General features: G+C 65.8%; 20 protein-coding genes. 7 read left to right on the top strand and 13 right to left on the bottom strand.

The genetic code is table 11. From position 1 onward, the window contains the following. Window positions 1-185 precede the first annotated feature (185 nt). The 3 genes from PJ259_RS09485 to PJ259_RS09475 all read right to left on the bottom strand — a co-directional run bounded on the left by PJ259_RS09485 (window position 186) and on the right by PJ259_RS09475 (window position 2,605). Window positions 186-1,055, bottom strand: coding sequence for an SMP-30/gluconolactonase/LRE family protein (locus PJ259_RS09485; protein WP_271655583.1), 870 nt, complete (start codon window positions 1,053-1,055; stop codon window positions 186-188). A gap of 81 nt (window positions 1,056-1,136) precedes the next feature. Continuing rightward, window positions 1,137-1,823 (bottom strand): FadR/GntR family transcriptional regulator, encoded by a 687-nt coding sequence (locus PJ259_RS09480; RefSeq protein WP_271655582.1) that lies wholly within the window; start codon window positions 1,821-1,823, stop codon window positions 1,137-1,139. Window positions 1,824-1,852: 29 nt separating this feature from the next. Further along, the gene (locus tag PJ259_RS09475) at window positions 1,853-2,605 is read right to left on the bottom strand and encodes a FadR/GntR family transcriptional regulator (RefSeq protein WP_059315690.1); all 753 of its coding nucleotides are present in this window, start codon (window positions 2,603-2,605) and stop codon (window positions 1,853-1,855) included. Window positions 2,606-2,872: 267 nt separating this feature from the next. Between PJ259_RS09475 and PJ259_RS09470 the strand changes: the two genes are divergently transcribed. Then, window positions 2,873-4,183: an MFS transporter gene (locus PJ259_RS09470; RefSeq protein ID WP_271655581.1), complete on the top strand. Its 1,311-nt coding sequence runs from the start codon at window positions 2,873-2,875 to the stop codon at window positions 4,181-4,183. On the opposite strand, the gene PJ259_RS09465 is transcribed toward PJ259_RS09470, so the two are convergent. From PJ259_RS09465 to pabB, 3 genes are all read right to left on the bottom strand, one after another. Continuing rightward, on the bottom strand, window positions 4,156-5,436 hold the full coding sequence (locus PJ259_RS09465; protein WP_271655580.1) for an MFS transporter: 1,281 nt from the start codon (window positions 5,434-5,436) through the stop codon (window positions 4,156-4,158). The two genes, PJ259_RS09470 and PJ259_RS09465, sit on opposite strands and share 28 nt — an antisense overlap. Window positions 5,437-5,497: 61 nt before the next feature. Beyond that, entirely contained in the window at window positions 5,498-6,118 is a 621-nt protein-coding gene (locus PJ259_RS09460; RefSeq protein ID WP_271655579.1) for a phosphoadenosine phosphosulfate reductase domain-containing protein, read from the bottom strand. A 48-nt stretch (window positions 6,119-6,166) separates the two neighbouring features. Further along, on the bottom strand, window positions 6,167-7,510 hold the full coding sequence (pabB, locus tag PJ259_RS09455; RefSeq protein WP_271655578.1) for an aminodeoxychorismate synthase component I: 1,344 nt from the start codon (window positions 7,508-7,510) through the stop codon (window positions 6,167-6,169). 154 nt (window positions 7,511-7,664) lie between these two features. On the opposite strand from pabB, the gene PJ259_RS09450 reads away from it, so the two are divergent. From PJ259_RS09450 to prpD, 4 genes are all read left to right on the top strand, one after another. Further along, window positions 7,665-8,366 (top strand): GntR family transcriptional regulator, encoded by a 702-nt coding sequence (locus tag PJ259_RS09450; protein ID WP_271655577.1) that lies wholly within the window; start codon window positions 7,665-7,667, stop codon window positions 8,364-8,366. Window positions 8,367-8,370: 4 nt separating this feature from the next. Then, on the top strand, window positions 8,371-9,258 hold the full coding sequence (gene prpB, locus PJ259_RS09445; protein ID WP_271655576.1) for a methylisocitrate lyase: 888 nt from the start codon (window positions 8,371-8,373) through the stop codon (window positions 9,256-9,258). A gap of 55 nt (window positions 9,259-9,313) precedes the next feature. Further along, window positions 9,314-10,441 (top strand): bifunctional 2-methylcitrate synthase/citrate synthase, encoded by a 1,128-nt coding sequence (prpC, locus tag PJ259_RS09440; RefSeq protein WP_271655575.1) that lies wholly within the window; start codon window positions 9,314-9,316, stop codon window positions 10,439-10,441. Between the two features lie 93 nt (window positions 10,442-10,534). Then, on the top strand, window positions 10,535-12,019 hold the full coding sequence (prpD, locus tag PJ259_RS09435) for a 2-methylcitrate dehydratase (RefSeq protein WP_271655574.1): 1,485 nt from the start codon (window positions 10,535-10,537) through the stop codon (window positions 12,017-12,019). A gap of 111 nt (window positions 12,020-12,130) precedes the next feature. Here prpD and PJ259_RS09430 read toward each other — a convergent pair whose 3' ends face one another. From PJ259_RS09430 to PJ259_RS09410, 5 genes are all read right to left on the bottom strand, one after another. Beyond that, entirely contained in the window at window positions 12,131-12,460 is a 330-nt protein-coding gene (locus PJ259_RS09430; protein WP_271655573.1) for a hypothetical protein, read from the bottom strand. Window positions 12,461-12,486: 26 nt separating this feature from the next. Then, entirely contained in the window at window positions 12,487-14,082 is a 1,596-nt protein-coding gene (locus PJ259_RS09425) for an isocitrate lyase (protein WP_271655572.1), read from the bottom strand. 595 nt (window positions 14,083-14,677) lie between these two features. Then, window positions 14,678-16,705 carry a methyl-accepting chemotaxis protein gene (locus PJ259_RS09420; protein WP_271655571.1) on the bottom strand — a complete coding sequence of 676 codons (2,028 nt, stop codon included), beginning with the start codon at window positions 16,703-16,705 and terminating at the stop codon, window positions 14,678-14,680. Window positions 16,706-16,957: 252 nt separating this feature from the next. Further along, window positions 16,958-17,374, bottom strand: coding sequence for a GFA family protein (locus PJ259_RS09415; protein WP_271655570.1), 417 nt, complete (start codon window positions 17,372-17,374; stop codon window positions 16,958-16,960). Window positions 17,375-17,470: 96 nt separating this feature from the next. Then, entirely contained in the window at window positions 17,471-17,752 is a 282-nt protein-coding gene (locus PJ259_RS09410; protein WP_059315677.1) for a peptidylprolyl isomerase, read from the bottom strand. A 152-nt stretch (window positions 17,753-17,904) separates the two neighbouring features. On the opposite strand from PJ259_RS09410, the gene PJ259_RS09405 reads away from it, so the two are divergent. After that, window positions 17,905-18,753, top strand: a complete 849-nt coding sequence (locus PJ259_RS09405; RefSeq protein ID WP_271655569.1) for a CAP domain-containing protein — start codon at window positions 17,905-17,907, stop codon at window positions 18,751-18,753. Here PJ259_RS09405 and PJ259_RS09400 read toward each other — a convergent pair. Both PJ259_RS09400 and copM read right to left on the bottom strand, forming a co-directional pair. Then, window positions 18,750-19,130, bottom strand: a complete 381-nt coding sequence (locus PJ259_RS09400) for a VOC family protein (RefSeq protein ID WP_174523169.1) — start codon at window positions 19,128-19,130, stop codon at window positions 18,750-18,752. The two genes, PJ259_RS09405 and PJ259_RS09400, sit on opposite strands and share 4 nt — an antisense overlap. A gap of 61 nt (window positions 19,131-19,191) precedes the next feature. Next, window positions 19,192-19,527, bottom strand: coding sequence for a CopM family metallochaperone (gene copM / locus PJ259_RS09395; RefSeq protein WP_059315674.1), 336 nt, complete (start codon window positions 19,525-19,527; stop codon window positions 19,192-19,194). 418 nt (window positions 19,528-19,945) lie between these two features. Here copM and PJ259_RS09390 point away from each other — a divergent pair, with 418 nt between their 5' ends. Next, on the top strand, window positions 19,946-21,136 hold the full coding sequence (locus tag PJ259_RS09390; RefSeq protein WP_271655568.1) for a sugar transporter: 1,191 nt from the start codon (window positions 19,946-19,948) through the stop codon (window positions 21,134-21,136). Window positions 21,137-21,292: the final 156 nt, after the last annotated feature.

Here is a 21,292-nt window from a genome sequence, read left to right as displayed (position 1 = left end):
AATGCGAGGCGGCGGCCTGTCGTCTTGGAGGTCAGACGACACCGCTCTGTATTGATATTATGATTGGATGGATGCCGGTGCAAGAAAAAGGTGACGAGATTTTTCGTCACCTCTGTCACCAGGCTGTTACAAAGGGCCAGAGGGCACGAGGTGCCTCTGGCGGGCCTCAGGGCCGGTAGGATGAATCAGCCGGCGAACCTGTGACAGGGCATGCCAGCCACCGGAGCGGTCGCCCGCAGCAGGGCGCCGTCGAGAGCACCATCGGCCGCGGCGCTGGTGACGTACAGGGTGCGCAGATCCGGTCCGCCAAAGACGCAACTGGTGGGGCGCTGGACCGGCAGCTCGACGATCTCCAGCAACTCGCCCTCGGGCGAGAAGCGCAGTAGGCAGTTGCCGTCCCAGCGCGCGTTCCACACACAGCCTTCGCTGTCGATGGCCGAGCCATCCGGCGAGCCGCGCTCGTGGGGACCGGCCCAGACGGTGGGTTCGCCCAGGTTGCCGCTGGCATCCAGCGGATAGCGATAGAGGGTGTCCTTCAGGGTGTCGGCGCTGATGACGTGATTGTCCGCTGCGCTCCAGACCAGGGTATTGGCGATGCCGAGGTCGCTGGCATGGCGGCTCACGCTACCGTCGGGGTCGATGCGGAACAGGCCGCCCGAATGCCTGTCGATGGGCACGTCACCGCCCTCGGCATCGAGATTGTTCTGCATGGTGCCGAGCCAGAGACGGCCCTGGGCGTCGCAGCGTGCTTCGTTGCCACGATTGCCGGGGTCGGGATCGGCCACGCAGAAGAGTTCCAGGGCGGGACGGCTTTCCGGGGAATCCAGGTCCAGGCGGAAGACGCCGTCCGGCAGCGTGACCAGGGCATCGCCGCGAGCCGTGGGCACGAAGGCGGAGCAGGGACGATCCAACTGCCATTCCTGGTAGCGCTCGCCGTGCAGGCGGCAGGCCTTGAAGCCGGCGATGTCTACCCAGTAGAGCGCCTGGGTCTGCTGGTCCCAGAAGGGGCCCTCGGCCAGCTTGAAGCGCTGGGGAAGCAGCGGCTGCCAATCCATCGTTCACCTCTCTTGTTGTGGCAGGACGGGAAATCCAGGCATAGGAACCCGTGGAGACGCGCAGGTTGCGCTGGCGCGCCGTCAATCGGTATAGCGCGCCAGGGTCACTGCGGCGCTGTCGATCAGCATCATGCAGGCCCAGACGGCGCGCGCGGCATCGCGCGAGGCGATGCCGTCGGCGAGGGTCTTGTGCAGGGGGAGGGTGCGTCGCAGCTCGTCAGGGTCGGCCGACGACAGGGTGAAGGAGGCTGCCAGCAGGGCGCCCAGGGCAGGCACCATCTGCTCGATGAACTGATTGTGACTGGCCGCCAGCACGCATTCGTGGAAACGCTGGTCGGCGGTGTTGTAGTCTCCGCCGTCGAGGGAGGCTTCCAGATGGTGGTACGCGACCTGGATCGCCTGGACCTGATCCGGGGTGGCTCTTTCGCACGCCCAGCGTACCGCGGCCGGCTCGATGGCGTGGCGCAGGTCCAGCAGGTCCTTGACGAAATGCGCGGGCAGGCCGCCCGTTGCCAGCCAGCCCACCACCTGGGTGTCGAACAGATTCCAGCGGCTGAGCGGCAGGACCCGGGTACCGACCTTGGGGCCGACTTCCAGCATGCCCTTGGCCGCCAGGGTCTTGATCGCCTCGCGCAGGATGGTACGGCTGACGCCGAGTTCCTGGCAGAGGTCCGCCTCTACCTTGAGCGAGCTACCGGGTGGGAATTGCCCGGCCGCCAGACGCTGGCCGAGCTGTTCGACGGTGGAAGCGTGGTAGCTGCTGGACATGAGGGCATACCGCGAGTGGGTTATTGCCCTTAATGATCATACGAAACTTCCTTGGCAGACAAGGGTTCCGTCCGGAAGGCTTCGGCCACCAGGTCATCGACACCAGCCAGCTGGGCGATGGAGGCATGCCGGGCACTGAGCGGATCGCGGTGCTGGATCGCGGTCAGGATCGCCTTGTGGCGGGAGACCAGCAGGGCCAGGCCCTCGCCGGCGAAGAGCGCCGAGGAGCGCTCCAGATAGTCGCGCACCGGTATCAGCATGATGCTGTAAAGGTGGATCAGCAGCTCGTTGTGAGTCGCATTGGCGATGGCCAGGTGGAAGGCCATGTCCGGCTCTGCCATGCCACCGATATCGTCTGCCTTCTCCATCCGCTCATAGGCGTCGGCAATGGCCGTCACGTCTTCGGGCTGGGCATTGGCAGCAGCCAGAGCCGCTACTTCCGGCTCGATGATGTTGCGTACCTTGACCAGCGTCTCATAGAAGTTGTGTCGCGAATCGCTTTCCAGCAGCCAATGCAGGACATCGGGATCCAGCAGGTGCCACTCGTTGCGTGGCTTCACTACGGTCCCGACCTTGGGTTTGGACCGCACCAGGCCCTTGGCTACCAGCACTCGCGTGGCCTCCCGCAGGACGGGTCGGCTCACCTCATAGTCTTCGCACAGTTGCGACTCGGGCGGCAGGCGTTGTTCTGGCAAAAAGTGGCCAGACACGATCTGGGTTCCGAGTTCGTGGACGATGCGTGCATGTCTGCTTTTGCGCGGCAGCGGTGTCTTGTAATTCATCGAAAGGCATCCGAGTCGTCGTGCCATCACTATAACACTGTCAGCGCGATAACCGACTCAGCCACGGGCTCGACGGCTCTGGAACAGGGATCAGCGGAAAGCAAGTGGTAAGATTTCCTACTTCGTAACTTTATTTTAATAGTACCAAAATGTCTTTGAATGGCGACTAATGGCCATTTTTGGCTATTTAACGCTTCAATGATATTACGTTAGACTTTCAGCTGATCTGCGCTCGAACCGCACAACAACAACAAGTCGGAGAACGCCATGCACTCTGAATCCGCCCTCATCCGCCGGATCACGCGCAAGCTGGTCCCCTTTCTCGTATTGCTCTACCTCGTCGCCTACATCGACCGCTCTGCCGTGGGCTTCGCCAAGCTGCACATGGGGGCCGACGTGGGCATCGGCGATGCTGCCTATGGCCTCGGTGCGGGGCTGTTCTTCATCGGTTACTTCCTCTTCGAAGTGCCCAGCAACCTGTTGCTGGAGCGCTTCGGGGCGCGCCGCTGGTTCGCCCGGATCCTGGTGACCTGGGGTGCCATCACCATGGGCATGGCCTTCGTCCAGGGGCCGAACAGCTTCTATGCCATGCGCTTCCTGCTCGGGGTGGCCGAGGCCGGCTTCTTTCCCGGGGTGCTCTACTACCTCACCCAGTGGTTCCCGGTGCGTCACCGCGGCAAGATCATGGGCCTGTTCATCCTCTCCCAGCCCATCGCGATGCTGGTAACGGGGCCTCTGTCAGGCATGCTGCTGCAACTGGATGGCGCCCTCGGCCTGCACGGCTGGCAGTGGCTGTTCCTGTGCATCGGTGCGCCGGCGGTGCTGCTGGCCTGGCCGACCCTGACCCGGCTGCCGGATGGGCCCGCCCAGGTCGCCTGGCTGGATGCCGACGAAAAGCGCTGGCTGGCCACGGAGCTGGAAAAGGACCTGCACCTCTTCGATCAGACCCGCCATGGCAATCCGCTGCATGCGCTCAAGGATCGTCGGGTACTGCTGCTGGCCCTCTACTACCTGCCGGTGACCCTGAGCATCTATGGTCTCGGGTTGTGGCTGCCGACCTTGATCCACCAGTTCGGTGGCAGCGATCTGACCACCGGCTTCATCTCCGCCATTCCCTATGCCTTCGGCATCCTCGGCCTGCTCATCGTGCCGCGCAGTTCGGATCGCCTCGGGGATCGCTACGGTCACCTGGCGGTGCTCTATGCCGTGGGCGCCCTGGCCATGGCTGGCAGTGCCTGGTTCGGTACTGCCGTGCTGCAACTGGCGGCGCTGTCAGTGGTGGCCTTCTGTCTGTTTTCCCTCACCGCGCTGTTCTGGACCCTGCCCGGACGCTTCTTCGCCGGGGCCAGCGCTGCCGCCGGCATTGCCCTGATCAACTCGGTGGGTAACCTCGGCGGCTATCTAGGCCCCTATGGCATCGGCGCGCTCAAGGCGGCGACCGGCACCCTGGCTTCGGGGCTTTATCTACTGGCCGCGGTACTGCTGTTCGGCCTGCTGCTGACCGGGGTGGTCTACAACCGCCTGGAGCGCAAGAACCGTCGCGAAGCAGATTATGCCGGGGAGCGCTCCGCCGGCTGACGCCCAGGACAGGTCTCGGCGGCGAACCAGGCGGCGCCGAGACAGACCAGATTGGCCGCCAGCAGGTAGGCGGCCGGCGCCATGCGATCGCCCGTGGCACCAATCAGCCAAGTCACCACGATCTGGGCGGTGCCGCCAAAGGCCGCCACCCCCACCGCATAGACCAGTGAAAAACCGGTGGCCCTGACGCGCTGCGGAAAGCTCTCCACCAGCAGCACGATCAGGGCCGCACCGCTCATCCCGTGCAGACCGGAAAGGACCGCCAGGGTGACGAGAAAGGTACCCGCACCGGGCGCTTGGGTGATGAGTTGCAGTGCCGGGTAGAGCAGCACCAGCAACAGCAGGCGCGGCAGGATCAGAACGATACGCCGGCCGTAGCGGTCACTGAGGACGCCGCCCAGGATCGAGCAGACCGCCATGGCCGCGCCCATCACCAGGGTGGCGAGCATGGCGATGCTGGTGGGCAGCTTGAGCTCCACCAGGGCGAAGGTGGTCATGTAGTTGAGGAAATACTGGGTGATGGTGCTGCCGGAGAGAATCAGCAGCCCTAGCAGCAGCGGCCGCCGTTGGGTGGCTAGCACCTCGCCCAGGACCGCCCCGGTACCTCGTGTCTCCCCCACATGGGTATCCACCAGGCCGCGCCGGATATAGAGGCCGATGGGCAGGATCGCCAGGCCCAGCAGGAAGGGCAGACGCCAGCCCCAGGCCAGCAGTTGTTCCGGCGTCAGCCAGAGGGTCAGGCCATAGCCGATCAACCCGGCCGCTACCGCGGCCAGCCCCTGGGCCACCACCTGCCAGCAGGCGTAGGTGCCGCGCTTGTGCAATGGCGCCGCTTCCAGGATGTAGGTGGTGGCGGGCCCGGCTTCGCCGCCCCAGGCCAGGCCCTGCAACAGGCGCGTCAGCACCAGCAGGATGGGCGCGGCGATGCCGATCTGCTCGTAGCCGGGCAGCACGGCGATGCCGCCAGTGCCGAGGGCCATGAGCACCATGGTCAGCAGCATCGCCGGCTTGCGCCCGACGCGGTCGGCCCAGGCGCCGATGAGGACGGCACCCAAGGGCCGGACGATAAAGCCGACACCAAAGGTGATGACGCTGGCCATCAGGCTGGCGAAGGCGTTCTGCGAGGGAAAGAACACCTGGCCGATGAGCACGGCAAAGGTGGCGTAGACGCCGAAGTCGAAAAACTCCACGGCGTTGCCAAGCACCACGGCAAAGACGCCCTTGCGGGAGTGGATAGGGCGGGAAGCGGTCATGGGCGATGTTTCAGCAGGAGCAGGGCGCGCGCCCGGAACCGAGCGCGCGGGAGGTGTCGACTCAGTGGGCGAGGTGCAGGCCGCACTCGCGGTTTTCGTCACCCTTGGTGGGGTCGAAATAGTCGAATTCGTTGGGCAGGTCGTGGGCGGTCAGGTACTGGTAGAGGTCCTTGGAGGTCCAGTGCAGCAGGGGCGCGACCTTGATCAGGCCGTCCGGATTCACGCTGACCGGATCCATCTGGGCACGCACGGCGGTGTCGGTGGCGCGCAGGGCGGTGAACCAGACCTCGGGCGCCGTCTCGCGCAGGGCGCGGGCGAAGGGTTCCAGCTTGACCTCTTCGGTGAAGGCGGCGTGGCGCGGATCGTCCAGCCCCGGCACCGAGCCGTCGATGGCCTCGCGGTGGGCACGCGAGCGCCTGGGCAGGTAGGTCACCAGGTTGAGATCGAGCTTGCGCACGATCTCGTCGGCGCAACGGTAGGTCGCGGGGGTGTTGTAGCCGCTGTCCATCCAGACCACCGGGATGTCCGGCTTGACCTGGCTGACCAGGTGCAGGATCACCGCCTCGAAGGGGCGGAAGTTGGTGGTGACGATGGCGCTTTTACCCAGCCCCAGGGCCCAGGCGACGAGCTTTTCGGGATCGCGGCCAAGGTCGGCGTTGATGCGGGCGAGATCGAGAGACATGGCGGGCTCCAGCCGGCGAGAGGATGACCCCATGGTAGCAAAGCCGGATCAGCTGTGGGCTTCCAGCGTCTCCAGCAGCACCCGCACCTTGGCCAGAGATTCGGCGTATTCGTCTTCCCAGTGGGAGTCCATGACGATGCCGCCGCCGCCCCAGCAGCTGAGTACCCCGTCTTCGGCCAGCAGGCTGCGGATCAGGATGGAGCTGTCGCTCTCGCCGCGTACGTCCAGATAGAGCAGCGAGCCGCAGTAGGGGCCACGGCGGGTTTCTTCGAGCTCGTCGATGATCTGCATGGCGCGGATCTTCGGCGCGCCGGTGATGGAGCCACCAGGGAAACTGCCGGCCAGCAGGTCCAGGGCGTCCAGCCCCTCGGCCATTTCACCGGTGACGGCGCTGACCAGGTGGTGGACGTTGGGATAACTCTCCAGGGCGAACAACTCGGGCACCCGCACCGAGCCGATGCGGCAACTGCGCCCCAGGTCGTTGCGCAGCAGGTCGACGATCATCAGGTTCTCGGCGCGGTCCTTGGGGCTGGCCAGCAGGGCGCGGGCTTCGGCGGCGTCAGCCTCAGCATCTGCCTGGCGTGGCCGGGTGCCCTTGATCGGGCGGGTTTCCACCTGCCCGCGGCTCACCCGCAGGAAACGCTCCGGCGAATGGCTGAGCAGGGCGCCACGGTCCAGTGCCAGATAGCCGGAGAAGGGCGTCGGGCAAGCCGTGCGCAGGGCCTGGTAGGCGATCCAGGGCGAACCCTGGAAGGGCGCGCGAAAGCGCTGGGCGAAGTTGACCTGGTAGCAGTCGCCGGCGGCGATATAGGCCTGGATGGCCTCGATGCGCTGACGATAGGTGGCGCGGTCGATGTCGGCGGCGAAGGGCGCGGTCAGGTGGAAGCCGTCGGCCTCGGGGCGTGCATCGGCAGCGAACAACGCGATCAGGCGTTGCCTTTCCGTCTCGTCCAGCCTGGGATGAAAGACCAGTTGGCTGGTCCGCGCCTGATGATCGCTGATCAGCGCCCAGGCATAGAGGCCCAGGCGGGCATCGGGCAGCTGCAGGTCAGCGCGGGCGCCGTCCGGTAGGCGCTCCAGGCGGCGACCGAAGTCATAGCCGAGAAAACCCAGCAGACCGCCGGCGAAGGGCAATTCGGCACCCTCCGGCAGGTCCGCGTGGCCCAGGCTGGCCAGTGCGGTACGCGTCCGGGTGAAAAAGGCACGCCCCGTCTCGCCGGAGTCGGGTTGCAGCACCTGCAGTGGCCAGGCCGCCATCAGGTCGTAGCGACCCCGTTCGGCCACCGGCCGCCCCGAGTCGAGCAATACCGCACCTGGCTCGCCGTGCAGCAGGGCGAAACGCACCGTGGGATCGGCGTGGTAGGGCAGGGGATGCAACTGGCAGAGAGGCATGGCGCGGTCGGCTGGGGTGGGCGGCGCGCTAGTGTAGCGAACCGTTGCAGGGCTGGGCGAGATACAGGCTGTCACAGCTGGATTGTCGACAAATGTTGACTGATAAGACGTTCAGGCGTAGTTATTCAGCCCATAAACACAAAAGGTGTCGACAATGATCGATAGCCCCTTCCAGGTCGAAGTACCCGAGACCGACAGCGGGACCCTCTCCGAGCAGGTGTTCCGCCGGATCCGCGAGGCCATTGTTCGTGGCGACGTGGCGCCGGGCAGCAAGATTTCCGAGCCGGAGCTGGCTCGCACCTATGGCATCAGTCGGGGCCCGCTGCGGGAGGCCATCCACCGTTTGGAGGGCCAGCGCCTGGTGGTGCGGGTACCCCATGCCGGTGCCCGGGTCGTCGCCCTGAGCCTGGCCGAGCTGGTCGAACTCTACGAGATCCGCGAATCCCTCGAAGGCATGGCCTGTCGCCTGGCGGCCGCACGCCTCACGCCGCAGGGCATCAGCGAACTGCGCCAACTGCTGGATACCCACGAGCGGGACCCGGCATTCCAGGCCGGCACCGGCTACTACCTGCAGGAAGGCGACCACGACTTCCATTACCGCATCATTCAGGCCAGCGGCAACGGCATGCTGGTGCGGCTGCTGTGCGGCGAGCTCTATCACCTGGTGCGCATGTACCGGCTCAAGGTCTCCGCCACCCCAAATCGTCCGCGCCAGGCCTTCGCCGAGCACCATCGCATCCTCGATGCCCTGGCCGAGGGCGATGGCGAACTGGCCGAGCTGCTGATGCGCCGCCACATCGCCGCCTCCAAGCGCAATCTGCAGCACCATCCCCTAGTCACCGACTCCACGAGGTAACGCCATGCCCGCTGTCAGCTCTGGCCAGAAATTCCGCGCCGCCGTCGCCGCCGAACGCCCGCTGCAGGTGGTCGGCACCCTCAATGCCAATCATGCGCTGCTGGCCAAGCGCGCCGGCTTCCAGGCCATCTACCTGTCCGGCGGCGGCGTCGCAGCTGGCTCTCTGGGGCTGCCGGACCTGGGCATCAGCGGTCTGGAAGATGTGCTCATCGACGTCCGTCGCATCACCGATGTCTGCGATCTGCCGTTGCTGGTCGATGTCGACACCGGCTTCGGCGCCTCGGCCTTCAACGTGGCCCGTACCACCCGCGCCCTGATCAAGGCGGGCGCGGCGGCCATGCACATCGAGGACCAGGTCGGCGCCAAGCGCTGCGGTCATCGGCCGGGCAAGGAGATCGTCAGCCAGCAGGAGATGGTCGACCGCATCAAGGCGGCGGTGGATGCCCGCACCGACGCGGACTTCGTCATCATGGCGCGCACCGATGCCCTGGCCGTGGAAGGCCTGCAGGCTGCCATCGACCGCGCCTGCGCCTGTGTCGAGGCCGGCGCCGACATGATCTTTCCCGAGGCCATGACCGAACTGCCCATGTACCGCCAGTTCGCCCAGGCGGTAGGGGTGCCGATCCTGGCCAACATCACCGAGTTCGGCGCCACGCCGCTGTTCACCACCGAGGAGCTGGCCGGCGCCGACGTCGGCCTGGTGCTCTATCCGCTGTCGGCCTTCCGTGCCGCCAATCGCGCCGCCGAAAACGTCTACACCGCGATCCGTCGCGACGGCAGCCAGCAGGCGGTGGTCGACACCATGCAGACCCGCGCCGAACTCTACGACCGCATCGATTACCACCGTTATGAGGACCAGCTGGATCGCCTGTTCCAGCAAGGCAAATCCTGACGCTCCACCCTGAACGCCCGCTTTTTCGCACAACAACTCCAAGAGGAGCGAGACGATGGCAGACAGCAAAACCCTCGGCGGCGCCGGCCTGCGTGGCCAGGTCGCCGGCCGCACCGCGCTATGCACCGTCGGCAAGACCGGCGCCGGGCTCACCTACCGGGGCTACGACATCCGCGAACTGGCCGCCGGGGCCGACTTCGAGGAGGTGGCCCACCTGTTGCTCTATGGCGAGCTACCCACCCAGGCGCAACTGGACGCCTATCGCCAGCGCCTGGCTGCTCTGCGCGACCTGCCGCAGCCACTCAAGGAAGGCCTGGAGCGCATTCCCGCCAGTGCCCACCCCATGGACGTGATGCGCACCGGCGCATCCTTGCTGGGCACCCTGGAGCCGGAGCACAGCTTCGCCGACCAGCAGCAGGTCGCCGATCGCTTGCTCGGCGCCTTCCCGGCGATCCTGCTCTACTGGCATCACTTCAGCCAGAGCGGCACCCGTATCGACTGCAGCAGTGACGCCCCGGATATCGCCAGCCACTTCCTCACCCTGCTGCATGGCAAGGTTCCCAGCGAGTTGCACGCGCGGGTCATGAACGTCTCGCTGATCCTCTATGCCGAGCACGAATTCAACGCTTCCACCTTTACCGCCCGGGTCTGCGCCTCGACGCTGTCCGACCTCTATTCCTGCGTCACCGGTGCCATCGGCTCCCTGCGCGGGCCGCTGCACGGTGGGGCCAACGAAGCAGCCATGGCGCTGATCGAGCGCTTCGCCTCGCCCGAGGAAGCGGTCACTGGCCTCAAGCAGATGCTCGAACGCAAGGAAAAGGTGATGGGCTTCGGCCACGCCATCTACCGCGACAGCGATCCGCGCAACGAGGTGATCAAGGACTATGCCCGGCAGCTGGCGGCAGAGGTGGGCGACAGGGTGCTGTTCCCGGTGTCGGAGGCCGTCGACCGCACCATGAAGGAAGAGAAGGGGCTGTTTCCCAACGCCGACTTCTATCACGCCTCGGCCTACCACTTCCTCGGCATCCCGACGCCGCTGTTCACCCCGATCTTCGTCTGCTCGCGCACGGCTGGCTGGTGTGCCCACGTCTTCGAGCAGCGCGCCGACAACCGCATCATCCGCCCCAGCGCCGATTACATCGGTGTCGAGCAGCGACCCTTCACGCCGATTGCTAACCGTTGATCGTTTGATCGCGGCCATGGGCCGCTCCTACGGGAGCGATTCATGACCAAACTTGTAGGAGCGGCCCAAGGCCGCGATAAGGAACCAAAACCCATGAGCGCCAACGTCGATCTCAACAACCGGCCCGACTACGACCAGGTCATCCAGGACCTGGCCGACTACGTGCTGAACTACCAGGTGGAATCCCAGGAAGCCCTGGACACCGCCCGCAATTGCCTGATGGACACCCTCGGCTGCGGCCTGCTGTCCCTGCGCTTCCCTGAGTGCACCAAGCTGCTCGGCCCCCAGGTGGAAGGCACCGTGGTGCCCCAGGGCGCGCGGGTGCCCGGCACCAGCTATCGCCTGGATCCGGTCAAGGCGGCCTGGGACATCGGCTGCATCATTCGCTGGCTGGACTACAACGACACCTGGCTGGCGGCCGAATGGGGCCATCCTTCCGATAACCTCGGCGCCATCCTGGCGGTGGCCGACCACCTCTCCCAGCGCCGCGTCGCCCAGGGCGAAGCACCCCTGACCATGCGCCAGGTGCTGGAGGCCATGATCATGGCCCACGAGATCCAGGGGGTGTTCGCCCTGGAGAACTCCTTCAACCGCGTCGGCCTGGACCACGTCTTCCTGGTCAAGCTGGCGTCCACCGCGGTCAGCGCCAAGCTGATGGGCGCCAACCGCGAGCAACTGCTGTCAGCCCTGTCCCATGCGTTCGTCGATGGCCAGGCGCTGCGCACCTATCGCCATGCGCCCAATGCCGGCAGCCGCAAGTCCTGGGCCGCCGGCGACGCCTCCAGCCGCGGCGTGCGCCTGGCCGACATCGCCCTGCGTGGCGAGATGGGCATCCCTGGCGTACTCAGCGCGCCCCAGTGGGGCTTCTACGACGTGCTGTTCAGCCACACCAACAAGGACTTGGCCACCAAGCCCGTCGACCAGCGCCAGTTCCGCTTCCCCCAGGGCTTCGGCAGCTACGTGATGGAGCACGTGCTGTTCAAGATCAGCTTCCCGGCGGAATTCCACGCCCAGACCGCCGCCGAGGCCGCGGTGATCCTGCATCCCCAGGTCTGCGACCGGGTGGACCAGATCGAGAAGATCGTGGTGACCACCCACGAATCGGCCATCCGCATCATCTCCAAGCAGGGCCCCATGGCCAACGCCGCCGACCGTGACCACTGCCTGCAGTACATGATCGCCGTGCCGCTGCTGTTTGGCGATCTGGTCGCCGAACACTACGAGGATGCCTTCCACCAGGCCCATCCGCGCATCGACCAGTTGCGCGAGAAGATGGAGATCGTCGAGGACGAGCGCTACAGCAGCGAATACCTGGAAGCCGACAAGCGTTCCATCGCCAACGCCCTGCAGGTGTTCTTCACCGATGGCAGCAGCACCGAGAAGATCGCCATCGAGTACCCGGTAGGTCATCGCCGTCGTCGTGAAGAGGGCATTCCGCTGCTGGAGCGCAAATTCCAGAACAACCTGGCGACGCGCTTCCCGGCCGGTCGCTGCGCCCAGATCTTCGACCTGTGCAAGGACCAGGCAGGGCTGGAAGCGACTCCGGTGCATCGCTTCGTGGATCTGTTCGTTCTTTAAATAAAGGAGGCGACTCGACCGAGCCTGCAGGGCCATGCAGGATCAGGCGAGTCGCCTCATGGGTGGGGCAGGGCGTGGCGGGTGGTCAACTACCCGTCGCGCCCTTTTCTTTTAGTAGTAACGGTCCACATAGGCCGGGCGTTGCTGCCGACCGGCCAGGCGCCAGTGTTCCTGCAGGGCAGCGTGGACGCTCCTGATGAAGTGCTCGTCCGCTGCCGCCGACTTGCCGACGTAGCCGCCGCCTCTGTTGTAGGTCTTGAAGCGGATGCGCAGGCTGGGATGGCGCTGCTCGAACTGGTCGGGCGTCTCGCCGCCGGGCAGGCGGTCGACATGCACCGCGCCGCTCTCGCAGACCCAGAGGATGTGGTTGTGGTTCTTGTCCTTGAGCCCGGCGAAGAGTTGCTTGAGATCGTCCAGGCTGGGGTTGTCGTTCAGGTTCATGAGCGTGTCCTCCACAGTGGCCATGATCAATGGAACTGGTTCATGGTGTTGTCCTTGCCCGCCGCCTTGAGCGCAGCCTCTCCGGCAAAGTATTCCTTGTGATCGTCGCCCATGTCCGAGCCGGCCATGTTCTGGTGCTTGACGCAGGCGATGCCCTGGCGGATCTCCTGGCGCTGCACGCCCTTGACGTAGGCCAGCATGCCCTCCTCGGCGAAGTAGCCCTTGGCCAGGTTGTCGGTGGACAGGGCCGCGGTGTGGTAGGTGGGCAGGGTGATCAGGTGGTGGAAGATGCCCGCCTCTCGAGCCGCATCGCGCTGGAAGCTCTGGATACGTGCATCGGCCAGGCGACCCAGCTCGGTGTCGTCGTAGTCCACGCTCATCAGCTTGGCGCGGTCGTAGGCGGAGACGTCCTTGCCCTCGGCCTGCAGGGCGTCGAACACCTGCTGGCGGAAGCTCAGCGTCCAGTTGAACGACGGGCTGTTGTTGTAGACCAGCTTGGCGTTGGGCACGACCTCGCGGATACGATCGACCATGACCTTGATCTGGCCCACGTGGGGCTTCTCGGTCTCGATCCACAGCAGGTCGGCACCGTTCTGCAGCGAGGTGATGCAGTCCAGCACCACCCGGTCCACGCCGCTGCCGGCGCGGAACTGGAACAGGCCACTGGCCAGGCGCTTGGGCCGCAGCAGCTTGCCGTCGCGGCTGATCAGCACCTCGCCGTTGCCCAGCTGGCTGGCGTCCACCTCGTCGCAGTCGAGAAAGCTGTTGTACTGGTCACCCAGGTCGCCCGGCTGCTTGCTCACGGCGATCTGCTTGGTCAGGCCGGCGCCCAGGGAGTCGGTGCGGGCGACGATGACGCCCTCGTCCACGCCCAGTTCGAGGAAGGCGTAGCGCACCGCGTTGATCTTGGCTAGGAAGTCCTCGTGGGGCACCGTGACCTTGCCGTCCTGGTGGCCGCACTGCTTCTCGTCGGAGACCTGGTTTTCCAGCTGGATGCAGCAGGCACCGGCTTCGATCATCTTCTTGGCCAGCAGGTAGGTGGCCTCGGCGTTGCCAAAGCCGGCGTCGATGTCGGCGATGATCGGTACCACGTGGGTCTCGTAGTTGTCGATCTTGGCCTGGATGGCGGCGGCCTTGGCGTTCTCGTCGGCGCCGCGGGCGGCATCCAGCTCGCGGAACAGCATGGCCAGCTCGCGGGCGTCGGCCTGGCGCAGGAAGGTGTAGAGCTCTTCGATCAGCGCCGGGACGCTGGTCTTCTCGTGCATGGACTGATCGGGCAGCGGGCCGAATTCCGAGCGCAGCGCGGCGATCATCCAGCCGGACAGGTAGAGGTAACGACCCTGGGTGCTGCCCAGGTGCTTCTTGATGGCGATCAGCTTCTGCTGCCCGATGAAGCCGTGCCAGCACCCCAGCGACTGGGTGTAGGCGCTGCTGTCGGCGTCGTAGGCGGCCATGTCCCGGCGCATGATGGCCGCGCAGTGGCGGGCGATGTCGAGACCGGTCTTGAAGCGATTCTGCAGACGCATCCGCGCGGCATATTCCGGATTGATGGCGCTCCAGTGTTTGCCGGCAGTGGTCTTGAGGGCGGCGATGGCCTGAACGTCGTTCTCGTAAGCGGACATGAGTCGATCCTTCTCGATGAGGTTGGCTTGGGTACCAGTCTTTTCCCAACGTCTGGCAGCGGGGTGGCGGTTGCCACCCGGATGCCAGTCGCGAAGGCGAAAGGTCAGCCCAGCTGTCGAGTCATGTCGCCGTACGTACCTGCATGGATCCGGACGTCACCTCTGGCGACGCTGCCTCGAGCAGCGCGGCATTTCAGTCGTCTTCTCTTGTAGTGCCTCTTGAGCATCACTACGCAAGACGGCCCGAGGGTCACCCGGAGCCCAGGCGCGACCCGCATGGATAGGGGGTTCGCGTCCGGTGCAGCTAGAGATTTGCAGGAGATAGGCACGTCGTCAACCGTGTTTTGTAGTGCTTTCGTATAAGCACTACAAAAGTCGTAGAGGCGGCCAGGAGCGGGTTTGGGGCGTCTATTGCTGACCCATTGGTCGCCGGATTGAGCAAAACAGGGCCGCAAGCCACGGCACTGGCCGTGACCTTGCGGTCACTCGGAAGGTGATCCGGGGGGTTCCGGTATCTGCCTCTGGCGAGAGGCAGAGGCAGGCAAAGGCGGCGGGACTTACCGGTCAGTACCGACGAACGGTAAGTCCCTTGGGCTCAAGGTGCCGTGGCGGCGGTGAGGCCGGTCAGGGTGTCGGCGATGTCCTTGGTGCGGTGGGAGGTCTGTGCGGTGAGGCGGCCGGACTCGCGCAGGGCGGCGAGCAGATCCTGCAGCGAGCCCACGTCCTTGGCCTGGCCGGCGATATGGGCGCCGACCTCGCTGATGGCGCGGGACAGCTGGTCGATGTCGGCTCCGATCTCGGCCGCGTTCTTGTGGGTGATGGCCGCGAGGTTGCGCACCTCGTCGGCCACCACCGCGAAGCCCCGGCCGCTCTCGCCGGCGCGCGCCGCCTCGATGGCCGCGTTGAGCGCCAGCAGGTTGGTCTGGCCGGCGATCTGCTGGATCACCTGGACGATGGACTGGATGCGCAGGCTCGACTGGCTCAGCTCGTTGGCGCTGCGGACCACGTCCTCGGCCTGGTCGGTGAGGTTCTGCACGGTGCTGTCGGCCTGCCGGGTAACTTCGCCCTGCTGCAGGATGTTGCCCGTCAGGTCGTCCATGCTGCTGTGCAGCTCGCCGGAGTAGTGCCGCAACTGTTCGCCGATCTCCTGGCGGCTCTGGTGCGCCTGGCGCAGGACCTGGCCCAGATCGGCGAGGCCGCCGAATACGGCCTGAATGGAGTCGTCGAGGCCTTGGGCATCCACGATACCGGTGAAGTTCTGCCGCTTGAATTCGTCGATCTGGTTGACCACCACCTGGCTCAGGCCCGCCAGCTTCTTGATCTGTCGACGCAGGAAGAAGGCCTTGAATTCGCCATAGTGGGCGGCGAAGTTGTCGACGTAGTCGTCGCGGAAGGGCGCGCCTTCGGGCGTGCGGAAAAAGAACACCGCGGTGAGGGTCTGGTTGAGGTTCAGGCCGAGGATCTCGCCAAAGGTGGAAAAGCCCACCACCGGCGTCTGGCCGAACACCTCGCCCATGCGCGGCAACTCGGCGCCATTGTTGGCGCGGCGCAGGATGCAATCGTTGAGTACCCCCACCAGCGGGGTGCCGCTCTTGCCCTGCAGGAAGCGCGCGAAGTCCTGGCGGGTGGTGTCCACCAGGGAGGTGCGCTTGACCATCACCAGCTCTTCACCGGGCGCCACGTCGCAGAACAGGTGGATGCGTTCGCGCTCGTAGTCGATGCGGGCGATGGAGCGGACGAACAGCTCCTCGCCGACGCGGATGGCGAAGGAGTAGTCCGCCAGGCGCTGCTCCAGCTGGTCCGCGCGGCAGCTCAGGGCCTCGCAGAGGGCGGCCACCATGCTCTTGATCTGGCCGCGACTGTCGATCACCTGGCTGATGTAGCGCTCTTCCAGGGACGCGGTGAGAACGTTGAGGCTGAGCGGGGTGGCGCTGAAATTCTGGCTCTTGAACACCCCGAAGCGGGCGTTCTTGGCCATTTTCAGAAAGACCAGCTGGGCGTGGTTTTCATAGGCCTTGCGACCGTCGTGCAACAGCGTCTGGCGAAAATCGCCCTTGCCGCCGGCGGAGCCGCCGACGAACAGGCAGGGGAAACGGCCGGACTCGTACAGCGCCTCCATGAAAAAGGATTCCGAGGCGGACAGGCCGTCGAACAGCACGAAGGCCAGGGTATCGCGGTGATCGATGGGCGTGCGTACCTGCAGGCGCTTGAGCGATTCGGTCAGGCGGGCGAGGCGCTCCTTCATGCTGCGCCGCGGTCCGCCACGGCGGATGTCCTCGCTGTCCAGCGGAACGTGCACGACCTCGGCCGAGGCGATCACCGAGGCGTCGAAGAATTGCAGCACCAGCCGGTCCCAGGCGCCATCGGCGGCGCAGTACAGCCGCTGTTCGCTGCCGCAGAGTTCGCCGGAGGTGGTACACAGGCTGATGGAGGCTTCGGGATAGCGGGCCACCAGCTGCCGGGCGATGGCGTCCAGGTCCAGGTGCGGCGAGACGAAGCCGGTGATGAAGGTGGGCTTGAGGGCGACGCCGCCAAGGCGGTCGCTCAGTTCACGTGCGGCGCAGGTCAGGCTGAACACGCCGCTGCTGCTCGTGCGGGCGCCTAAGCGTTGTAGAAACCCCATGATTGTTCCTCTTGTGGGCAGACTGGGAAAGGAGCTCACAGAGGCATCGGCGCCTTTGGCGGTGGCTTGATAGGGGTGTGCGCCCAGGCCGCAGGCGTGCGGCTGCGCTGCGGCGGAGGTGGCGACGAAGCCGAGGCTCTGGCACAAGCCTTGGCGCGCTAAGGGACGTGCCGGGCGCCTTCAAGGAGCCCCGGTCGAGGCGACCAGTGGTCGCAGTTGACGCCGCCAGGTGGCGGTAGCGCTAGGCTTGCGCTACCGATCGTGCTCGGCGAGGGCCTCGGCGCCGGTCAGCCGGCGGCGCGAATGGGCGAAGCAGTACCAGGCCGGCTGTTCCTCGATGAAGATCTCGCTGTCCAGCAACCAGTCCTCGCCGTCGAGCAGGCCCACCGGAATGGCGTAGTGTGGCTCGGCCTTGAGGCGGTAGAACAGGTGGGTGCCACAGTGGCGGCAAAAGCCGCGCTCTGCCCAGTCGGACGAGGCATGGACGGCCAGGGCGTCGCCACCGCTGATCAGGGGCGGCTCGGCGCATTCCACCGCCAGCAGCGGACCGCCGCCCCAACGGCGACAGGTACGGCAATGGCAGGCCGAGACCTCGGGGGTAGCGATACGGCAGTCGAACTGGACCGCGCCACACAGGCACTGGCCATGACGGGAGAGCGAAAGGGGCATGGGGCTATCCTCGCGAGATGGTAGCTCTGCAGGATAGTCGGTCAGGCAGGAAACGCAGGGATGGCGCTCTCGCTACGAACGAGAGCGCTGGCGAGATCAATCCTCGCGGCTGGTGACTTCCACCAGGTGATAGCCGAACTGGGTCTTTACCGGACCCTGGACCTGGTTCAGCGGCGCGCTGAACACCACGGTGTCGAATTCCTTGACCATCTGGCCCGGGCGGAAGGTGCCCAGGTCGCCGCCCTGACGGCTGGAGGGGCAGCTGGAGTTGTCCTTGGCCACCTGGGCGAAGTCGGCGCCCCCTTCGATGGCGGCTTTGAGTTCGTTGCACTTGTCTTCGCTGGAAACCAGGATGTGGCGGGCAGAGGCTTTGGCCATGGGAGAGACTCCTGTTGAATGAGCGGGCGAGCCTACTCCAATCACCTTTGCAAGCAAACTGCCATCCGTTCCTCGGCTGACGGGCCGTTTGGGTTGCGCCTCGGGTTCAGGGCGGGTAAATAGCGCTTCCCTCTTTTCGGATCGGCCCGCGCATGCCTCGCTTTCTTGCCTTTTCCCTGCTGCTGACCACGAGCCTGCTGACCGATGCCGCGCTGGCGGCGACGCCCGAGGAGGCACGGCTGGTCAGCCTGATCAACGCCTATCGCGCTGCGCCCCAGGGCTGCGCTGGCATGCGCGCGGCCGCGCCCCTTGCCGCCGACAATCGCCTGGCCGCCGTACGGCTGACCGGACGGGATCGCCTGCAGAGCGATCTGCGCGCCGCGGGTTACCAGGCGTCCGCGGTGCAGGTGATCATGCTGGCGGGCGCGCCCACGGCTCAGGCGGCCATGGCCGGGCTGCGCCAGCAGTATTGCCGGCCGCTCGCCAGCAGCGACTATGCCCAGATCGGTGTCAGTCAGCAGGGGCCACGCTGGCAGCTGGTGCTGGCGCGTCCGGTGGTGAGCGCCGGATTGGGCGACTGGCAGGCAGCTGGCAAGGCCGTCCTGGCCGAGGTCAATCGCGCCCGTGCCCAGGCCCGCACCTGCGGCACCCGGCGCTTCGCCGCCACCACGCCGCTACGCTGGAATCCGGCCTTGGCCAACGCTGCCCTGGCCCACAGCCAGGACATGGCCGGCCGCGACTACTTTTCCCACACGGCGCCCGGCGGCGGCACCGTGGCCGAGCGGGTGGCCAAGCAGGGCTATGGCTGGACCCGTATCGGCGAGAACATCGCCGCTGGCGCGGGTTCGGTCACCCAGGCCATGCAGGGCTGGTTGGCCAGCCCGGGGCACTGCGCCAATCTGATGAATCCGGAGTTCACTGAGATGGGCGCGGCCTACGCCCTGAATCCGCGCAGCACCCACAGCCTCTACTGGACCCAGGTGTTCGGCCGGCCGCGCTAGGTCTGGTATTCGGCGATCTCGATGAGGTTGAGATCGGGATCGCGCACATAGACCGAGCGGATCGGTCCGGTCGCGCCGGTTCGTGCTACCGGGCCTTCCAGGATCGGCCAGCCTTCGCGCTGGAGGTGGGCGATCACGGCGTCCAGCGGCTGGCGGGCGATAAAGCAGAGGTCGAGCGCACCCGGCACCGGCAGGTGCGCCTTGGGTTCGAATTCATGGCCCCGCTCGTGCAGATTGATCTTCTGGTTGCCATAGCGCAGGGCCTTGCGCCCCGTACCGAATACCTCCAGGCGCATGCCCAGCACCCGGGTATAGAAATCCTCGCAGGCGGCGAGGTCCACCGTGGTCAGGACTAGATGATCCAGGTGATCGATCAGCATGGGAGTCTCCGCGACAGGACTGGCCTTTCACTGTGCCAGTCCCGCACGCGGTGCACCATTACTTGCCGTGGGCCTTGATCCAGCGATTGAGCTGATCAATTTCCGTTTGCTGGGCCTGAATGATGTTTTCGGCCAGCGTGCGCATCTCCGGGTCCTTGCCATGCTGGAGCTGGTAGCGGGCCATGTCGACGGCGCCTTCGTGGTGGGCCAGCATGCCCTTGGCGAAGGCCAGGTCCGGATCCTTGGCCTTGAGGCCTTCTTCCATGCCCTGATGCATGGCTTCCATGCTCTTCTGCATGTCCTGGTGGGCCTGGTGGTCGTCCTGGGCGGCACTGGCGAAACCACTGGCCAGGAGGGTGAGGGCGAGCAGGGTGGTGGGAAGGGCAATACGCATGGGGAGGGCTCCTGAACTGGCTGACGTTGCCGAGGCTAGAGCTTGCCCCTGGGGCAAGGTCAATCGCCGGACCTGTCTCGCTGGGAGCCCCGTCGCAGGAAAAGGTTTCGCGATGTTTTGTCGCACCGCCAGGTCGGTTGCGTGCGGCGCCACGGCAGCAAAAACGCCGCCGCTCAGGGAGTTGAAGCCGCTGCCTGGCGCTACGGCCTGACCTGCGCGCAACTGCGGACGGTTGTGGTGGTCCGAAACGACAGCGTAGAATTTTTACTACATCCAATTCCAATCTTCCCTACAGCAGACTTCTCGCTCGCGACCCCATCGTCGCTGGCGGGCAATGCCTTTGCTTGTGGGTTTCTGTCGTCGGCTCCCTGACCGGGAGTCACGGTCCACCCTTTCGCTCTGGAGTAGAAGACCTTCCATGGATGCTACCGCCGAAGCCCGGAAATCCAGCTGGTCCGGTGTCATCGCCCTGGCCCTGGCCGCCTTCATCTTCAACACCACGGAATTCGTGCCGGTGGCGCTGCTCAGCGACATCGGTCGCAGCTTCGACATGCGCCCGTCTCAGGTCGGGCTGATGCTGACCATCTATGCTTGGGTGGTCGCTCTGATGTCGCTGCCGATGATGCTCGCCACCCGCGCCATCGAGCGCCGGCGTCTGCTGATGTTCGTCTTCGCGGTGTTCATCCTCTGCCATGGCCTCTCCGGTGTGGCCTGGAGCTTCGAGGTGCTGGTGGCCAGTCGCATCGGCATTGCCTTCGCCCATGCGGTGTTCTGGTCGATCACCGCCTCGCTCGCCGTGCGCATCGCACCGGCCGGCAAGCAGACCCAGGCCCTCGGCCTGCTGGCCACCGGCACCTGTCTGGCCATGGTGCTGGGCATCCCGCTGGGCCGGGTGTTGGGTGAGCTGCTGGGTTGGCGCTACACCTTCGTCGCCATCGCCGCCCTAGCGGTGGGCACGGTGCTCTGGCTGGCGCGCAACCTGCCGTTGCTGCCCAGCGAGAACTCCGGCTCCCTGGCCAGCCTGCCGGTGTTGTTCAAGCGGCCGGCGCTGCTGTGCATCTACCTGCTCACGGTGCTGGTGGTGACCGCCCACTTCACCGGCTACAGCTACATCGAGCCCTTTGCCGTGGAAGTGGCGGGGATGGGCGGCATGCAGATCACCGCCTTGCTGCTGCTGTTTGGTGGCTCCGGGGTGATTGGCTCGCTGCTGTTCAGTCGCTACAGCCTGAGATTCCCCAATGGTTTCCTGATCATCGCCATCGGCGGTATCGCCCTGTCGCTGCTGTTGCTGCTGCCCTTCGCCTGGAAGGACTTCATGCTGGAGGGGCTGAGCGTGATCTGGGGTGTCGCCATCATGAGTTTCGGCCTGGCGCTGCAATCCAAGGTACTGGCCCTGGCCAAGGACGCCACCGACGTGGCCATGGCGCTGTTCTCCGGCATCTACAACGTCGGTATCGGCGGGGGCGCCCTGCTGGGTAGCGTGGTGGGTTCGCAGGTCGGCATGCCCTATATCGGCCTGGTGGGCGGCAGCCTGGCGGTGGCTGGCCTGCTGTTCGCGGTGTTCATGACCCGTCGCTATGCCGAGCAGCTCAACGCCAATCCGCTGTGATGGGCCAGGGCGCCTCGGCTGTTTCGAGGCGCCCCGGACCGCGCGACTAGCGAGTCGCGAACTGTCTGCCGGGCCGTGCCCGCCCGCGATGGAGCGACCCGAGGTGACGCGCTAAGCTGCGGGGCACCTGGCGCTTCAGCCAGGCTGCCGGATGCG

This window comes from Pseudomonas sp. JBR1 (genome assembly GCF_028198185.1).
In the GTDB taxonomy this organism is placed as follows: Bacteria; Pseudomonadota; Gammaproteobacteria; order Pseudomonadales; family Pseudomonadaceae; genus Chryseomonas; species Chryseomonas oryzihabitans_E.
This window is presented reverse-complemented; position numbering and strand designations above follow the sequence as displayed.

Excerpts from the sequence above, each read along its gene's own strand:
- PJ259_RS09485 (WP_271655583.1), bottom strand. The coding sequence starts at position 1,055 with ATGGATTGGCAGCCGCTGCTTCCCCAGCGCTTCAAGCTGGCCGAGGGC.
- PJ259_RS09480 (WP_271655582.1), bottom strand. The coding sequence starts at position 1,823 with ATGTCCAGCAGCTACCACGCTTCCACCGTCGAACAGCTCGGCCAGCGT.
- PJ259_RS09475 (WP_059315690.1), bottom strand. The coding sequence starts at position 2,605 with ATGAATTACAAGACACCGCTGCCGCGCAAAAGCAGACATGCACGCATC.
- PJ259_RS09470 (WP_271655581.1), top strand. The coding sequence starts at position 2,873 with ATGCACTCTGAATCCGCCCTCATCCGCCGGATCACGCGCAAGCTGGTC.
- PJ259_RS09465 (WP_271655580.1), bottom strand. The coding sequence starts at position 5,436 with ATGACCGCTTCCCGCCCTATCCACTCCCGCAAGGGCGTCTTTGCCGTG.
- PJ259_RS09460 (WP_271655579.1), bottom strand. The coding sequence starts at position 6,118 with ATGTCTCTCGATCTCGCCCGCATCAACGCCGACCTTGGCCGCGATCCC.
- pabB (WP_271655578.1), bottom strand. The coding sequence starts at position 7,510 with ATGCCTCTCTGCCAGTTGCATCCCCTGCCCTACCACGCCGATCCCACG.
- PJ259_RS09450 (WP_271655577.1), top strand. The coding sequence starts at position 7,665 with ATGATCGATAGCCCCTTCCAGGTCGAAGTACCCGAGACCGACAGCGGG.
- prpB (WP_271655576.1), top strand. The coding sequence starts at position 8,371 with ATGCCCGCTGTCAGCTCTGGCCAGAAATTCCGCGCCGCCGTCGCCGCC.
- prpC (WP_271655575.1), top strand. The coding sequence starts at position 9,314 with ATGGCAGACAGCAAAACCCTCGGCGGCGCCGGCCTGCGTGGCCAGGTC.
- prpD (WP_271655574.1), top strand. The coding sequence starts at position 10,535 with ATGAGCGCCAACGTCGATCTCAACAACCGGCCCGACTACGACCAGGTC.
- PJ259_RS09430 (WP_271655573.1), bottom strand. The coding sequence starts at position 12,460 with ATGAACCTGAACGACAACCCCAGCCTGGACGATCTCAAGCAACTCTTC.
- PJ259_RS09425 (WP_271655572.1), bottom strand. The coding sequence starts at position 14,082 with ATGTCCGCTTACGAGAACGACGTTCAGGCCATCGCCGCCCTCAAGACC.
- PJ259_RS09420 (WP_271655571.1), bottom strand. The coding sequence starts at position 16,705 with ATGGGGTTTCTACAACGCTTAGGCGCCCGCACGAGCAGCAGCGGCGTG.
- PJ259_RS09415 (WP_271655570.1), bottom strand. The coding sequence starts at position 17,374 with ATGCCCCTTTCGCTCTCCCGTCATGGCCAGTGCCTGTGTGGCGCGGTC.
- PJ259_RS09410 (WP_059315677.1), bottom strand. The coding sequence starts at position 17,752 with ATGGCCAAAGCCTCTGCCCGCCACATCCTGGTTTCCAGCGAAGACAAG.
- PJ259_RS09405 (WP_271655569.1), top strand. The coding sequence starts at position 17,905 with ATGCCTCGCTTTCTTGCCTTTTCCCTGCTGCTGACCACGAGCCTGCTG.
- copM (WP_059315674.1), bottom strand. The coding sequence starts at position 19,527 with ATGCGTATTGCCCTTCCCACCACCCTGCTCGCCCTCACCCTCCTGGCC.
- PJ259_RS09390 (WP_271655568.1), top strand. The coding sequence starts at position 19,946 with ATGGATGCTACCGCCGAAGCCCGGAAATCCAGCTGGTCCGGTGTCATC.